The 14,369-nt window shown below is 58.2% G+C and carries 9 protein-coding genes; 4 read left to right on the plus strand and 5 right to left on the minus strand.

Features of this window, described 5'->3' with window-relative positions:
- The first annotated feature begins 68 nt into the window (after nucleotides 1-68).
- Entirely contained in the window at nucleotides 69-2,750 is a 2,682-nt protein-coding gene (locus ACVI1L_RS24695) for a PAS domain S-box protein (RefSeq protein WP_456784072.1), read from the plus strand.
- A complete protein-coding gene (locus ACVI1L_RS24700; RefSeq protein WP_456784073.1) occupies nucleotides 2,747-3,430 on the plus strand; it encodes a response regulator transcription factor in 684 nt (227 codons plus the stop codon). The genes ACVI1L_RS24695 and ACVI1L_RS24700 overlap by 4 nt, the downstream gene beginning before the upstream one ends.
- Before the next feature lie 165 nt (nucleotides 3,431-3,595).
- On the opposite strand, the gene ACVI1L_RS24705 is transcribed toward ACVI1L_RS24700, so the two are convergent.
- The 3 genes from ACVI1L_RS24705 to ACVI1L_RS24715 all read right to left on the minus strand — a co-directional run bounded on the left by ACVI1L_RS24705 (nucleotide 3,596) and on the right by ACVI1L_RS24715 (nucleotide 5,480).
- Entirely contained in the window at nucleotides 3,596-3,919 is a 324-nt protein-coding gene (locus ACVI1L_RS24705; RefSeq protein WP_456785605.1) for a hypothetical protein, read from the minus strand.
- Nucleotides 3,822-4,373: an nSTAND3 domain-containing NTPase gene (locus ACVI1L_RS24710; protein ID WP_456784074.1), complete on the minus strand. Its 552-nt coding sequence runs from the start codon at nucleotides 4,371-4,373 to the stop codon at nucleotides 3,822-3,824. The genes ACVI1L_RS24705 and ACVI1L_RS24710 overlap by 98 nt, the downstream gene beginning before the upstream one ends.
- Before the next feature lie 471 nt (nucleotides 4,374-4,844).
- A complete protein-coding gene (locus ACVI1L_RS24715) occupies nucleotides 4,845-5,480 on the minus strand; it encodes a nucleotidyl transferase AbiEii/AbiGii toxin family protein (RefSeq protein ID WP_456784075.1) in 636 nt (211 codons plus the stop codon).
- Between the two features lie 54 nt (nucleotides 5,481-5,534).
- Here ACVI1L_RS24715 and ACVI1L_RS24720 point away from each other — a divergent pair, with 54 nt between their 5' ends.
- On the plus strand, nucleotides 5,535-5,681 hold the full coding sequence (locus ACVI1L_RS24720) for a hypothetical protein (protein WP_253640647.1): 147 nt from the start codon (nucleotides 5,535-5,537) through the stop codon (nucleotides 5,679-5,681).
- Nucleotides 5,682-7,972: 2,291 nt separating this feature from the next.
- On the opposite strand, the gene ACVI1L_RS24725 is transcribed toward ACVI1L_RS24720, so the two are convergent.
- A complete protein-coding gene (locus tag ACVI1L_RS24725) occupies nucleotides 7,973-9,406 on the minus strand; it encodes an NEL-type E3 ubiquitin ligase domain-containing protein (RefSeq protein WP_253640646.1) in 1,434 nt (477 codons plus the stop codon).
- Between the two features lie 1,541 nt (nucleotides 9,407-10,947).
- On the opposite strand from ACVI1L_RS24725, the gene ACVI1L_RS24730 reads away from it, so the two are divergent.
- A complete protein-coding gene (locus ACVI1L_RS24730) occupies nucleotides 10,948-11,151 on the plus strand; it encodes a hypothetical protein (protein ID WP_253640645.1) in 204 nt (67 codons plus the stop codon).
- Between the two features lie 225 nt (nucleotides 11,152-11,376).
- Here ACVI1L_RS24730 and ACVI1L_RS24735 read toward each other — a convergent pair whose 3' ends face one another.
- The gene (locus ACVI1L_RS24735) at nucleotides 11,377-12,786 is read right to left on the minus strand and encodes an MATE family efflux transporter (protein ID WP_253640644.1); all 1,410 of its coding nucleotides are present in this window, start codon (nucleotides 12,784-12,786) and stop codon (nucleotides 11,377-11,379) included.
- Nucleotides 12,787-14,369 lie beyond the last annotated feature (1,583 nt).

Raw genomic sequence — 14,369 nt, forward strand, 5'->3', positions numbered from 1 at the left:
GGTATTGTCGTGGCTTTATGAGTGCGCGCCCTGAAATGTTATAGCTCTCCCGCCGGAGAACAGGCCGGATGGCATCAGAATACGTAGCCAAATCAGCAGTAGAACGTTCGGCCCTTCAGTTTACCTTCGGCAGCATAACGCTGACCTTGGTAACACTGGCCTGCTTGTACCTTCATGCGCATTTCGCCACGACGGCGTTCGCGCATTTGTTAGTGATCATGCTGTTTTCGCTGATGGGCAGCTTGATCGCGTCGTCGGCGCTTTGCATCGTAACCATCGCTGCTCTCGCTTACTGCTTAGCGCCGCCAGCATTCAGCCTACGAATCGATGCCCCCCAAGGTCTGCCGGTGATTGTTGCATTCTTTATTGCCTCGATTGTGGGAGCGCACCTGATCGGTAAGCTCCGCCAGGAAAGAGAGGCTGCGCGTGTGATTGCGGCCAAGCTTCAGCGGAGTGCGGCCGATTTGCAGGATCGCGAAAAGCAGTGGCGCGCCATCTTCGAGCACAATCCGGCCATGTACTTCATGGTCGATGAAGCCGGCACTGTTCTCAACGTCAATACATTCGGCGCGACACAACTCGGCTATGCTCGTGCTGAACTGATCGGTCAATCCGTGCTGGAGGTATTTTTCGAGGAGGATCGCGCGTTCGTTCGGGAATGCGTCCGGACGTGCCTGGAGGATGTCGGACAAACGCGCACTTGGAACGTCCAGAAGGTCAGGAAGGACGGCTCGGTCTTGTGGGTACGTGAAAGCGCCAAAGCCATGCTCTGGGCGGATGAGCAGCCCATTGTCCTTATCGCCTGCGAAGATATCACGGAGCGAAGGCGGACCGAACTTGCCCTGCAGCGGAGCGAAGCACATTTGGCCCAGGCGCAGGAGTTGAGTCACACAGGCAGCTTCAGCTGGAACCCCACCACGGGCGAGGCCTTCTGGTCAAAGGAGACATTTCGGATTTTCCGATTAGATCCCCAGACGCTGCCGGGGCCGCAGCTCGTCGTTGAGCGCACTCATCCAGATGATAGGGCTTCGGTTCAAGAAATTATCGAGCGCGCGATGCGAGACCCGAGCGATTTCGAGCACGAATACCGGCTTCTGCTACCAGACGGCTCGGTAAAGCACATCCATGCGCAGGCACGAGCGACGAGAACGGCCTCTGGTGAGACCGAGTTTGTTGGGGCAGCTACGGATATTACGGCGGTCAGGCGAGCAGAACGACAGCTGCGCCGCAGCGAGGCCTATCTGGCCGAAGCCCAGCATCTCAGTCACACGGGCAGCTGGTCCTGGGACGTCGACGGTCTAGATTTCGTGTATCGCTCCGCCGAGATCGATCGTCTGTTCGGCTTTCGCCCACAAGAGCCGGTATCAATCGAGGCCATTCGATCGCGCATCCATCCGGACGACTTGCCGCGGCTGGAGGAGGTGCAGCGCCAGGCGATTGAACACAAGGAGGGGCGGTTCGAATATGATTTTCGTATCCTTCTACCAGATGGCGGGATACGACGCATACACTCCGTTGCGCAGGTGGTGGTCGGCAGCGATGGTAACGTCAGCGAGCTGATCGGAACACATATGGATGTCACCGAGCAACACGCAGCTAGGGAACGCCTGGAAAACACACTTGCCGCGCTGCGCGAAAGCGAACAGCGCTTTCGCGACTACACCGAAACAGCTTCCGACTGGCTCTGGGAGACTGGGCCGGATCATCAGGTCACTCGCTTATCCGAGCACACCAGCGCTGCGGGAATTTTGGCGACAGGATTGATCGGCCTGCTTCGCTGGGACATTGCGTGCGACCTCGAGGAGGAGCCGGAGAAGTGGCGGCAGCATCGGGCGACGTTGGAGGCCCATCTTCCGTTTCGGGATCTTGTCTACCGCACCGTGAATCGGACAGGTTCTCCGACCTACGTCCGCACGAGTGGCAAGCCCGTTTTCGATGGAAAGGGGCACTTTCTCGGCTACCGTGGCGTGAGCACTGACATCACCGCGACCATTCGCGCCGATCAAGCCGAACAAGAACTACGAAAGGCACAAGCGGAGCTTGCGCATGTGACGCGTGTAACGACCTTAGGAGAGCTGACAACTTCCATCGCCCATGAAATAAACCAGCCACTCGCCGCTATTATCAGCAACGCCGATGCGTGCCTCGGTTGGATGGGGCGGGAAGCTCCTAATCTTTCCGCTGCGCGCTCTTCGGTGGAGTGGATCATCGAAGACGCAACCCGGGCAAGCGACGTGATCCGTCGTATTCGCGCGCTCGCGAAGAAAGGCGACATTGAGATGGTGCCGCTCGACATCAATGGGGTCGTTAAGGAGGTCATTGCGCTGGTAACACGAGAGCTGGTGAGCCACCGAGTGACGTTACGAACCGAGTTGACGGCAGGGCTGCCTCCGATCCTTGGCGATCGGATTCAGCTACAACAGGTGATCATCAATCTGGTGATGAACGGAATCGAAGCCATGGAGGCAGTTACCGACCGGACGTGCGAACTGCTGATTCAATCATCAAAGGACGATGTGGGGCACATCCAACTTGCCGTGACCGATTGCGGCGTCGGCATCGCCGAGAACGACGCGGACCGCGTCTTGGATCCTTTCTTCACCACCAAGTCGAGTGGCCTTGGAATGGGTCTTTCGATCTGCCGGTCGATTGTGGAAGCTCACGGAGGACGGCTGTCAATGGTCCACAAAAGTGGACCGGGCGCGACGTTCCAGGTTGCCCTACCGCTGCATAAGGAGGCCGTCTCGTGACAGGACGATTTGACTCGCCAAGTGAAGTCAGCAACGCCGGGTCCTCGACAAGGGCGGTTGTCTTCGTCGTCGAGGATGACATCTCCATGCGTCGCTCGCTTACGAATCTTTTTCAATCGGTAGGGTTAGGCGTCATCGCATTCGGATCGGCGCACGAAATGCTGCAGAGCACAATCCCGGACGTTATTAGCTGTCTAGTTCTTGATGTCCGGCTGCCAGGCTTGAGCGGCCTTGACTACCAGACCGAGCTAGCGAGGTTGAACATACATATTCCGATCATTTTCACTACCGGCCATGGCGACATCCCCATGACCGTCAGGGCCATGAAGGAAGGAGCGGTCGATTTTCTCAGCAAACCGTTTCCCGATCAGGAACTGCTTGATGCCGTGGTTGCGGCGATCGAACGCGATCGCAAAAGACGGGAGGCTCAGCACATCGTCGCGAACCTACAGTGTCGATTTGAGAGCTTAAGCCCGCGCGAGCAGGCGGTGATGAAACTGGTCGTTGGCGGCCTGATGAACAAGCAGGTAGCCGCCGAGCTTGGGCTCGCCGAGATTACGGTCAAGATCTACCGGGGACACGTAATGAAGAAGATGCGTGCACGGTCGCTGGCCGACTTGATCAGAATGACTGAGGCGTTGGGAATTCGCGCCAATCGTCCTGAACAAACACGAGTCTGATTTTACAATTTCATCAGTCGAGCCCATCTTTCGCCGAAGGCGGCTAATACTTGCAGCCCCTATTCCCTCTTCAGGAGGGCTCGTCTTGTCCGCGCCTGTGATTTCCGTTGTTGACAACGACGCCTCGGTCCGTGCGGCGACAGAGAATTGTTTGAAATCGCGTGGCTACGGCGCACAGGCGACAATGCAGCAATTGTACGGGGCGCCGACGAAATCATTCAGTGCGCTTGAAGAAATCAAAAGCTGTTCGTGAAGGCGGATTTCCAAGACGCCGTGCGATCTCGGGCTGAAACGCTGGTGAACAGCGACCGTGTCGAGATGCGGTTTTAGCTGACGCTTGAAGGCGGACTGAGCACCGAGGCGAATATGATTGTAGAGGAGTTGTTCCCGCTCATCTTTTGACAGCTGCTCCACGCGAATGACGACCTGTGAATCCTGGATTACCGGTAGAGCGGATTCCTTCAGAAAATGTCTGGCGTTTTTGTAAATGTAATCCCGGGATGTGAAGACAAATTTGGCTCCGCGTCGAATTGCTGCCCGAATATGGGGAAAAGTTGGCATTCCACTCTGACGTCATTTGCCAATCAAGCTGGGTGGCTCCAAAGGCGTCATCCATCCAGAAAAACTGCCTTTCATGTGGGTTCGACGCAGCCACAAATTCGGACGGGTCGCGTAACTTCACTGTAAAGCAGTTCCATTCGTCCAGAGCGCCGAGAGCGAGCGCCGCTGCGATCGCAGATTTTCCACATGCCGGTTCGCCGAGAAAAAGAACGAAGCTACGTTCGACAATGACACGAGCTGCGGCACGGAGTGCATCGGTCATGACAAACTTGTTCATGTCGTCATCACCGAGCGCGCTGAGAATTTCCTGCGCCTGGTCATAGGCGCGGTGGCCGAGGATTTGACTGAGATCTCCAAGACTATAATTATGAGGGATCAGCATCCAGAGGCGTGCAGACTCCTGGATGAATTGGGAAATTTGATCTGCGCCGTAGATGCGGCAGTGTTCAGCCCTGGAATGGCTTCAAAGCGGCACGAACGGTTTCATCGGTCGTGGCAGTCAGTCGCATATTCGTAAAGAGAAAGTAGTTGTCCGCAAGCCCCCGAGACGAGCAGCTTTGGCGAGTTCATCCTTCAGGAAAGTCAGTCTCAGGTGCCGGTGCGGCTTCTGCGAAAACTTGCGTTGAACCGTGAAGTTGCCTGTGAACGTCTCCCCCTTGTTGGAAGCCCAGGTGCCGTAGAACGCGCCGTCGCGGCCTCCGTCATGCGAGTCGAAAAAGCCCTGAACGGTCTGCCCCCAGATCTCTGAGGCTACAGACACGCGTAATTGCTGAAATGCCTTCCAACCCAACGAATGCAGTTCGTAGGTGGTTGGCGTCGCAATGGGATCGGAGCGTTCGGGCGAGTCATGGCGCTAGGCTTTAGCCAATTCAGGCATTTCGTTCTTTTTCGCCATGGCAGGCGTATCCAACCAAGCTTGGCTCGGTAGACGCTTTACGAATTCAGTAAAGACGGTCACGAACGCGGTCCGCTCCGCGTCGGAGTCAAATTCTTCCGCGTCATCGGGAGCCATCAGCGGGCGCACGTCGGCCAAGAATGAGGGATCTTCCAGCTTAGCCCACATGCGCTCCTCGGCCTCGGCTCGAGAAATGGTTTGGCCGGACGCACTCAGATGTTTGCCAAACAGCTCGACGACACGTGCAGCGTCGAGCCCGTCAAACAGCGCAACGGCCTTCGCAAGATCAACGAGATCTCGGCCTTTATCGCGTTGGAGAAGTGCACGGAGTTTCGTCGCTAGGAGTTCTTCTCGGCTGAACGACGCAATATCCGCTTTCCCATTGAACCAGGGGTTCTTAACTTCGAATGGGAAGCTCTTCTCTTCATCGTAGGTGGTTCGTTCGCGTCGCCAATCTGATGTTTTTGCGGACCGCCCGGGTGCCTTGACGCCGCAGCCACTCAGAGAACAGAAAGTGCATTTCGAAATTTTGCATCTAGCCAGATCGGGCGGTCGCGCGTCACCCGCATGGGGAAGGGCCTTGGCAGGACCCAAGTGTTGAAACAATGCCGATTGAGACCGTATGGTTCCAATCGGGAGCTTCCTTTCATGATCATCATCGGCCTCAAGGGCTTTATTGGGTCCGGCCAGACTACCTTTGCCCGCCATCTCATCGAGCGGCACGGGTTTGTGCGTGGCCGGTTCGCTGGCGCGCTGAAGGACATTGCTGGCGTGCGTGGCCGTGCGCTGTCATAGAGTGTTTGGCCCACAGGCCCTTCCGCATGACGAATCAGAACGGCTGAATCTCCGCGCTCTGGGACTAGACGTCGTCCGCCCTGTTCTCCATCTTTTCAAGGAATCTGAGAGCCTGTCGGTATTCGAACTCGCACCACGCAAGCTCGAATGGTTCCATCAGTATCTCTATCCACATTTCGGCAAAGGCTGCCACTCCGACGAAAAATAGAATTTGCGACCTCCTGATCAGCTATCAGTTGACGAAGCCGGCGAAGACGAATGAGTTGTCGTTGTGGCCAGCCGCACATGCAGCTAAGAGGATCGTGATCAGCGGCTCAATCGAACCTTGGTAAAGATTGGGCACCTCAAGGGGAGCACCTGACGATACGAAAGTTTATGGCGGACGCTCGCCTGGCTCGCACATTTGGTCCAACGGCTGCCCGAGCAGAAAAATAATCCGACGGCTTCGTAGAGGGCGTTCGCGTAGTGAGATTGCGGCGACATGCCCGCTATCTTGGCCTCAAGACGAGGTCGTTAGGAGCGGGGGGCAGTATGTCAAGCGCAATGATAGGGATTGCTTCAGGCTCCGCGGCCCCTGCGCTATGCACGTTGAATGAGATCGAGAGCGGAAAATCGACGTCACTTTCCCGATCGTCGGCTCGGCATTGTGATGACAGGCCGTGCGGCAGTTGAATGATCCACCGTGATCCGCTTGATTTCTTATCTCGAGAGCCAAAGTCGTCGTTGTTCACAAAACCATACAATACAGCGGTAATGTCAGTGATGTTCCCCGACGATGATAATTTATCAGGACGGGACCGGACAGATCTTGTCCGTGAATAGCAGGCGCCAATTCTGCTACGCAGGACTACTCCGCCAAGCTGCAACGCTCAGCTGCCCGCTCGAGGCGCCTGGACCGGAGGCGGGCTCCGCATCACGACCCAAATTTATCGCGGAGCTCCGCAGCACGAAACAAATTCAACGCGGAGATGAGAGTCTTGTCGTGCGGGAACAGCCTCCGAGCGGACTTAACCCGCGCGTCATGGTCCAGTCCAGATATCGTCTGGCCCTCTAAAAGAAGCGCCTCGGAGAATCTACGAAGAGCAGGGCGATACGGGTCAAGGGCGGCCTCGCTGCGCCGATTGGCACGCGTCATCATTTCAATGAAACTCTCGTCGTTTTCTGAGGGCCTGGGTGGAATCGCACGGCGAGTGTCGGGCTCGCAGCAATCGCGAAGATTGCTCAGCGGCGCCTTCATCCTTCGGCTATTAGAATTCGTTGACGTGAGCGATAGGATTGCTGATTGCTCAGATCAAACGCTCGACGTCGAAAGCGGAGAACATGCCCGCAATCGGCCAAGTTCGGTAGTATGCAGGCTTAATGTGCGCCTTTTAACGAGTCCGAGCCGCCGCATTATTCGTCGCGTCATCAATTCGGCGCCGGTCTTCTTCAGACTGATGATGGCATGTACCGCTGCTGGCTGGGAGCGCCGTCGCCAAGGACGGCTCAAACGCCTGGTGCCTCGCCGACCTCTTGCTGCTCTTCCGAGGTGGCATGCTGCACCTGCGACCAAACTGTTACGTTGGATGGGTCACAATTGTGCGGGTCCACGTAGCCTCACGTCCAAGATCACCTGAGCAGACATCCTACCAGAGCAAGCTTTCGAAAAGCTGACGAAGCCGCAGCGTAGCTGCTCGCGATCGGGCGGCTCGAAATTGGCACCGATATATTCCGTCACGCTTACGTCATCGGCCTCCCCTCGGCATGACGTCGAGCCGAGCGCGCCGAAGTGACTTTGGATCATCGACGTTCTGAAGGTGAGCCGCGTGACGCCCTCGGATGGTCAGCAGGGGCTGCCTTCCGGCCCGGTAGCTGTGGGGCGGGCACCCTAGCTATCCTGCTCGCAGACCTACGGCGAGGCGCTCTGTGCCGCGAAGCCGATGCCAGACGATCGCCCTGGGCGTTGAGCTATGAAACCTTGCGCCGATGGGAACGGAGATTCATTGGCCCGCGCTGCCGAAGTATCCTGCGCGTGATCAAGTTCGACCAGGCAATGCCAGTCGTGTCCTGGCACAGCCTTGTATTTGGACCCGTCGGACATGGTCTGTTCGTCGAAATCCAGGCGAGCAATGACCTTCTGGCGGCGCTTACAAGTTGAGAATTGCGGGTTTCTGGGCACGGCCGGCGCGCGAACAACACGCCGGACTGGACGGATGTAGTCAGCAGACGGCAACTGCGCGTATCCATTCAACCTCAACAATCGCTCGTCCCGTAACGACCAAACGAGTACTGCAGGGCGGCTATCGCATCGATCAGGGCTCGAGGCCGTGCTCCCGGAGAACCTTATGCATCAGCTCGCCTTTGATCTCGCGGGCGATTTCGCTGAGGATCTGGGCTCCGACGACGCGCTGGGCATCGACATCATCCGTCAGGCCATGCTCCGCGAGTCGCTCGTTCAAGCGCGCCGGAAACTCATCTTCGAGCGCATCGGCAATCCGGTCCCGCGCCGCGGCATGATCATCGGGGGCGATCCGCCTCACCGCCGCATCCCAGGGCTCCCAGCGCGTTGCGAGAAAATCCGCAAAACCCGTCGCTTCCTGTTGCCGCACCGACGTCTCAGCCCTGGCAACGTCGTCCGCCGTGACCTCAGCGAGATTCAAGAAGCGCATATCGGGGGCAATGTGGCGCAGTTCAAGCCGATCCCGTAGCTGGGTCTGATAGGCAAGATAGACCTCGATCTCGTCGATATCGGCCTCCGGATCGGCACGGCGGAGGGAGCTGACCGTCTCGCGTGCGATGTCGTCAAGCGCCTCCAAACGAAACATCACTCGGCCGTGTTGGAGCAATTGGTCGAGCCGATTGTCATAGAGCCCTTCCTTAACATCAGCGTTCAGACGTGCGGTCTGCATGCTGTTCCAGGTCAAAGTAATGCGGTCCTCGCAGGATGCAGTCGCTCCATTGGCGAGCCCGAAAAACTGCTCGCGCAGCTGCGGCCTCATCGCGGCCTGTAGCAGGTTCTCGGCCACTTGGTCGCGGAACGCCTGATGACCATAGTTCACGGTGCCCGCGAGTCTTTCGAGAAACATTGCGAAGTCCTGCGCACCCGGCTCTTCGGCGAAGCCATGCCACGCGTCCACTGCGCCGGGCTCGTCCGCGAGCCAATCTGCCACAACCTCGTGGAGTAATGGCGGCTGATGTTCCACCGATTGTAGCGGGATCGACAGTAAGACCCGCGGGCCGGCATAATCCGCACCACTCGTGGCTGACGCCAAATCGGCCAGCACCGGGGCCGGTATCGGATTCGACCGCAGGTCGATGCTGGACGCGCTGCCGAGCTGCGTCAGCAACGTCGCGGGCAGGCCGGTCAGCCGGTTATTGCTGGCGCCGAGCATTTCAAGGCTGATCGGGAGCGTCTCGGGCAGATTGGTCAGCTGATTTTCGCTGACGTCCAGGTATCCAACTCGAGCCGGAATCTCGGGCAGGCTTGTCAGCTGGTTGTCGCTTGCGTCCATGTAGCGCAGTCTGGCTGGAAGATCGGGCAGGCTCGTCAGCTGATTTTCGCTGACGTCCAGGCGGCGGAGCCTGGCTGGAAGGTCGGGCAGACTGGTCAGCTGGTTATTGCTGGCGGAGAACTCCTCGATAGTGGCGGGAAGGGCGGGCAGATCGGTCAGCTGGTTGCCATCGACCATCAAGCTGCGGAGCCTGGATGGTAGCTCTGCCGGCAGGCTGGTCAGCTCGTTGGCCATGAGGTGGAGGTTCCGCAGCCTGCTCGGAAGGGGGGGCAGGCTAGTCAGCCGGTTGTCAGAGGCGTAGAGGTCCCGGAGTCCGCCCGGAAGCTGGGCCGGCAGGCTGCTCAACTGGTTACCGATGACGATGACGGTCCGGAGCCTGGGCGGGAGTGAGGCTGGCAAGCTGGTCAGGGACAACGACGACAAATCCAGCTCGTCTCTGACATTACCCTCGTCCCGCCATGCCCTCGTCCGGTTGACCCCCTCTTGCCGATTCTCATTTTGGCCCTGCCCCTCTTCTGCTGCCCAGCTCGCCAGGGCGTTGTCCTGCGACGAGACGAGGTCGGCGGCGGCCGCTCCCGTGACCCACCGCGTCAGGGCTGACGCCCACTGGGTCAGGCATGAGGGAGACTGCCCGGCGGCACCAGACGTTGGCTCGGTGCTTTCGGATTCGGAAGGTATGCCAACGCGAGGCTGGGTCCGTTCTGTATTCATTGAACTCCATGACATGCTTGGACTCAGCCGATTAGGCGGCACTATCGGCTAAATCGAGACGTTCGGATGGTAGGAAGCTCAGCTGTCGATAAGCTGACGAGCGTCAGGTCATCCGCCATGAAGCGGTTGCAAAGCTACTCTTCGTTCACTCGGTGAGGATCCTGCGCTGTCGCGCAGTTGCTCAAATATTTCCATTCCAATTCGCAGCATCGGACTCGAGACTGCTGCTCAGGCCGGACCAGTCCATCTGGACGAAATACTCATAGGACGGTCACCTTGAACCGTTTTGCTGGTTGAAATTGACTGGTCCGGCGTACAGTGCCGGTCTCCTCGTGAGGCTCGTCGGCGCTTGCCAGCTGCTGCTCGAAGGCCTCCTGCTCCTCGTCTGCCTCACGATCTTCCGAACCATTGCACCTGCATCGAAGCTGCCGGATCGGATGAGAAAGGATTGTCCACGCTCTTCTCACTCCGCAGACGGTGGCAGCACAGCTACGCCGGCAAGCGTGCGAGAAGCCAGCGGGCCTTCCGCCCGACTACGAAAGTGGCGCACCGATCCTTGAATTTGGTTTCCGTGGGTGCGGTACTGCGATCGCCCGCGCCAGCACGGTAGATTGTGCGACGTGCAGCCCGGGAGTCCTGAATGCCGCAGGGGCCAGCGGCGCTTCGCATTCGCCGTGGATGGATTTTCGTTGACCGCGAGTGCATGCTGAGAATCACAGCACAGCTGCTTCATCCCGTCTAAAGGGAATGACCGTCGAGCAAAGGGTTATGCTCGCAGGCGCAATATAGTAATCAAATCGCTTTCATTCCTGAGCCGACGCCTACGGTTGTGGTGCAAGAAGCAAATGGAGTAAGCTCGCCACTTAGAAAGAGCCAATTGGAGTGGCCTGTTTTGTGCAACAAAAACGGTAGCGACGTCGCGTCCGATGGCTTGCTGCACGCGAACCCTCGAGAGCTATCTCGCAACTAAACCCAGGTTGTCGCGGCAAAATGTCGTCGGAAGCTATGCTGTTCGAAGATTCGCAGAGCGACGACGCTGACGCGCGAAACAAGGAAGCGCCTCAATGAGGAAAAAGCGAAATCATGCGAGGCAAACAACATCACTGCAGGATCGCCTGGCCGTATTTGCAAGGGGTCTTGCTGAAATGGCGGCGATCATGCCTGCGGACGCGGAGCGAGATAGTCTGCTGAAGCGGGCCCGCACCGCTGAAATTGCAGACATCGACGATTGGGTCTCCTCGGCCGGGCTTCAGCCGCCGGCGCCATAGGGCTGGAGCTTCTCCTCCTCGAGGGGCCCCGTAGCCGGCGGGGGCTCTTCTACGTTCAGGAACAAGGTTTGCCGGAGGTTCGGATACTGAAGCCAACTTGACCACAGGCTAGGCTAGGAGCTGGCTGCCCGTGTGGTCCGAAGAGAATGAGGAACCGTCCCGTCGCGCTCCACTGCGGAGCCTGTCCTTCAGGCGCATTTTCTGGTATCGCGCTATAGCTTCGACTCATGGCCGGCACACCGCTTGAGCCGAAGTCTGGCTCATGGCTGCTACGGGAGGTCTGTTCGCCAAAAGACGCAAACGCATCACAAGGAGGGCCGCGTAAACGGCCTTTCCGATGGACAAGCCGATCCAGATGCCGATGGCACCGAGGCCAGTTTTCAAGCCGAGCACGTAACTGACCGAAAGGCCGATCAGCCAGTAAGCGATGCCTGCGAAGAGCAGCGGCACACGCGTGTCCCTTAAGCCGCGCAGGCCGCCAGCGGCAATGCTCTGAAGTGCATCAGTAATGAAGAAGCTCGCTCCGACAAGGATGAGAGCTGCAGTCAGCTTGATCGTGGCGTCCGCATTGCTGGCCGATTGGTCGACGAACAGCTCGGCGATTTCAAAGCGCGTGCCGACCACCGCAATCGTAGCGATCGCCGCGATCAGGACTCCAAGCAGCATGGCGGCAAAACCAGCTTGTCTGATACCTGATAGATCGTTGCGGCCGAGTGCGTGTCCGATTCGCACGCTCACCGCCATTCCGATGCAAAACGGGATCATGAACAGGGCGGCTGCAACCTGGAATGCGATCTGATGGGCGGCCACCGCGGTGGTGCTGATCACACCCATCAGGAGGGCCGTCGCAGAAAAGAGACCCGATTCCATGAAAATAGCGACCGAAATCGGAGTGCCGACCACGAGGAGCTCCCGCATCAATGGCCAATCGAACCGCCAAAGATATCGGAGCACCTGGTAGTCGCGAAAAGGACGGCAGTATGTAACGAACCAAATACCGGCCAGAAAGGTGCCACTGTTCACCAGACTGGTCGCAAGGCCGGCCCCGAACAAGTCAAGTCGCGGCAAGCCGAATTTTCCGCTGATCAACAGATAGGCCAGCAGTGCGTTGGTCGGAATGGCGGCGAGCGTGATCCACAAGGCCGGCGCCGGGCGATCGACCGCTGCCATGAAACTGCGGATCGCCAAAAACCACAGCGCCGGCAAGATGCCCCAGGCGAGCCCGAGCAGATACTGCTGAGCTAAGCGCGCAATAGCTGGCTCCTGGCCAAGCGCAAGCACAATTTGCTCGCCTTGCACCGGCAAAACCATGATCGGCGCCCATAGCACGAGTGCAATCCATAGCCCCATGCGCAGCGAGCTCCGTACCAGGGCTGTGTTTGCCGCGCCCCGCGCTTGCGCCGCGAGCGGCCCTACTGCCGAGATCACGCCAGCTGCGAAGGTAATGCCAACCGATAAGATCATGCCGGCAAGCGCGGCTGCCGCGAGGGCGTCGGTGCCGATGTGGCCGATCCATGCCAGATCCGTCGCCATCATCGCGATCTGCGCAAGTTGCGTGAGCGCGATCGGGGTCGCGAGTGTCGCGGTTGCGGCGAGTTCGTCACTGAGGTGATGACGAGCCAACCATTTGGCCAACTGGCGACGCCAGGATGATCGGTGCGTGTCGTCCCCTATCTTACTCATTCAATGCCGCCGTTCCGGATTCCGCGCTTCAGCCAATTGCCCTGCTGACGCGACATTCGCGCTGCAATCACGGTCGCGTCATCGGCGCTGTCATTGCTGATAGCATGTTCTCAATCGATGACGCTCCGCTCAAAAATGGTGAGAGCGTTTGGCTGCCAAGGAAAGCAGTCGCCGTATGATCGTCGTGCTTGCGACTTCGGCTGTCTCGCTTCATACGCCGGCTGTCTCAAGCACGACAACAGGACGTTTGCAGCGAGTCAGTGTCGGCGAGAGGCGCATCATTCTTCAATGCAAAGTTCTCAAGCACCATTGGTATGTCGATTGCTTGAAAGATGTGAGAAGATGATTTATGCGGCCATGATGTTTCTCCAGTAATCCATGTGGGTCTTCAAATGAAGATTGCCGGATCCGTCCGATTCCAGAGGTCTCATCAATCGCGCTCCATAGCACGCGCCTGCGTGGCGACGTTTTGTCACCTTCAGATCGCGGTGCGATTTGACGGTGGCCACAAATCTCCTTCCAAGGAGCACGGCACGACTGTGGATACCAGATTGAAGGCGTTTCACCCGAAGGCGCTCTATCGCCGGACTTTTCATCGGCACCTCAGGCGCGAGCATCGATCAGCGGCGAGATGCCGAGCCGTTTCTCTTGCTGCTGAGCGACGCCAGGTAGAGGGGCTTGCGCCGGCGGATGATGAATGAGCTGAAGCAGGACGATTGGAATCCCGAGCAATTATTCAGGCAACGGGACGAGCTCAGGGTCAAGTTGCTTCGAGCCCAATCGGTTGTAGCAGAATGTAAGACAGAATTGGCGGAGCTCGAGCGGAGGCTTGAGTGTCGATCAGTCTCGGCGCCGATCGATGAACGCCAGCAGAAATCTGCGGCAGACACCTCGGCGCGTAAGGCACGGCCGCGCAAATCTCAGAGCGTCAATGATCCTGTCGACCCGCTGGCTGCCACGTTCACGAGTCAATCCTGGGACCGGTAAGCGTGACGGACGCTCGTGAACCCGGAGGTCCTTCAGGCGTAGTAAAGCAAAGCCTTCAATATCTATCGTGTTGCGAACCGACAACCGAAATGAACGTCAAGATGCGATACTTCTATGGCTCCGCTTTTTTTGTTGCTTGCGGCGGCCAGCGGACGCGCGTTTGATTGGTAACGCTGACGGGGGCGTATCGTCCGCGAGTCCGACCGGACACTATGTTTCCGGATTGGGCCGCTCACGCAGAGGTCTCGATCTCTTTTGTTAGAGAGCTAAGCCACAGTGCTCAATCGGTCGTGATCGCTCGGTAAGATCAAGGCACGCCACGCCCCGGGCAGTGATCGGGCAAGACGACCAGCCTCATTTGGCATCGCCTGGATGTCGATGAGAATGACTATGTTCCTCCGGGTGCGTTCTCGAGCAGGGGGTGATAATGGCGATCGCCTGAGTTCGCGGATGCCAGAAAAAGAGGGTTCGAGGCCCATCCAAATTCATATGCGGACAACGATTTCGTCAGCTTCTCGAAAGCTTGTACGAATACGAACTAACGCGGG

It is taken from the genome of Bradyrhizobium sp. USDA 4516, assembly GCF_054055915.1.

Excerpts from the sequence above, each read along its gene's own strand:
- ACVI1L_RS24730 (WP_253640645.1), top strand. The coding sequence starts at position 10,948 with ATGAGGAAAAAGCGAAATCATGCGAGGCAAACAACATCACTGCAGGAT.
- ACVI1L_RS24725 (WP_253640646.1), bottom strand. The coding sequence starts at position 9,406 with ATGGCCAACGAGCTGACCAGCCTGCCGGCAGAGCTACCATCCAGGCTC.
- ACVI1L_RS24710 (WP_456784074.1), bottom strand. The coding sequence starts at position 4,373 with ATGCTGATCCCTCATAATTATAGTCTTGGAGATCTCAGTCAAATCCTC.
- ACVI1L_RS24720 (WP_253640647.1), top strand. The coding sequence starts at position 5,535 with ATGATCATCATCGGCCTCAAGGGCTTTATTGGGTCCGGCCAGACTACC.
- ACVI1L_RS24695 (WP_456784072.1), top strand. The coding sequence starts at position 69 with ATGGCATCAGAATACGTAGCCAAATCAGCAGTAGAACGTTCGGCCCTT.